Source organism: Brevundimonas sp. (genome assembly GCF_018608325.1).
Lineage (GTDB): Bacteria > Pseudomonadota > Alphaproteobacteria > Caulobacterales > Caulobacteraceae > Brevundimonas.
This window is the reverse complement of the sequence record NZ_JABAZW010000059.1, coordinates 1-1,222: the sequence shown is the minus strand read 5'-3', so window position 1 is coordinate 1,222 and position 1,222 is coordinate 1. Positions and strand designations below refer to the sequence as shown.

At 69.1% G+C, this 1,222-nt stretch carries 1 protein-coding gene; it reads right to left on the bottom strand.

Going from position 1 to position 1,222, the window contains the following annotated elements; translation table 11 throughout:
- Positions 1 to 162: 162 nt before the first annotated feature.
- The coding region (gene ilvA / locus QZ281_RS06165) for a threonine ammonia-lyase, biosynthetic (protein WP_292225975.1) at positions 163 to 1,222 on the bottom strand (1,060 nt) is incomplete at its 5' end.

Sequence of the window (1,222 nt, the reverse complement as noted above, 5' to 3'; positions counted from 1 at the left end):
GTTCTGAAACCGCCGATGTCTGTGAGGCGGTCGAAGGTCCAGACAGTCTGGTCGGACGTCGGACCTGTCCGGGGCAGGGCGATGTGGGGCAGGGCGGCGCAGGCGCTCAAGCCGACGGGCGCGGCCAGCACCGCCCGTCGGCTGAGCCGTGCAGGCCCGACGTCAGACGACGCCGTCAAGGAACAGGCGGCAGGCGGGATTGGCGGTTTCATCGACGTATGGGTAGCCCAGCAGGGCCAGCGCGTCTTCCAGCAGATGCTGTTCGTGCGGCGGCACGCAGATGCCCGCCAGCACCCGGCCCACGTCGTCGCCGTGGTTGCGGTAGTGGAACAGGGTCATGGCCCAGGCGGGCTGCAGGCTGTTGAGGAAGCGCAGGAAGGCGCCGGGTCGTTCGGGGAACTGGAAGCGCAGGATGCGTTCGTGCGGCAGGCCAGTGGTGCGCCCGCCGACCATGTAGCGGACGTGCAGCTTGGCCGTCTCATTGTCGCTCATGTCCTCGACGGCATAGCCCCCGGCGCGCAGGTTGCCGATCAGGTCGTCGCGCTCATGGGGGCCGTTTCTCAGGGCCACGCCGACGAAGATCTGGGCCAGACCATCGCCGGACCAGCGATAGTTGAACTCGGTCACCGAACGGCCGTCCAGACTGTTCAGGAAGCGGCGGTAGTCGTCGCGATCGTCCTTCATCGCCACGGCCAGCAGGGCCTCGGCGCCCTCGCCGATCTCGGCCCGCTCGGCGACGTGGCGCAGGCGGTCGAAGTTGACGTTGGCGCCCGAGTTGATGGCGATCAGGCTGCCCGATCCCGGATGGGCGGCGGACCAGGCCTTAAGTCCCGCCAGAGCCACGGCGCCTGACGGTTCGGCGATGGCGCGGCTGTCGTCGAAGATATCCTTGATGGCGGCGCAGATGGCGTCGGTGTCGACCAGCACGATCTCGTCCAGCAGGTCGTTGCACAGGGCGAAGGTCTGGTCGCCCGCACGGCGCACGGCGACCCCGTCGGCGAACAGGCCGACCTCGTTCAGGGTGACGACCTCGCCCGCCGCAATGGCGGACTTCATGGTGGGGGCGTCCACCGGCTCGACGCCGATGACCCTGGTTTCGGGACGCAGGAACTTCAGTATGGCCGCGACGCCTGCCGCCAGACCGCCGCCGCCGATGGGCACGAAGACGGCCTCGATGGGGTCGGCGTGCTGGCGCGCGATCTCCAGCCCGACGGGGCCTTGG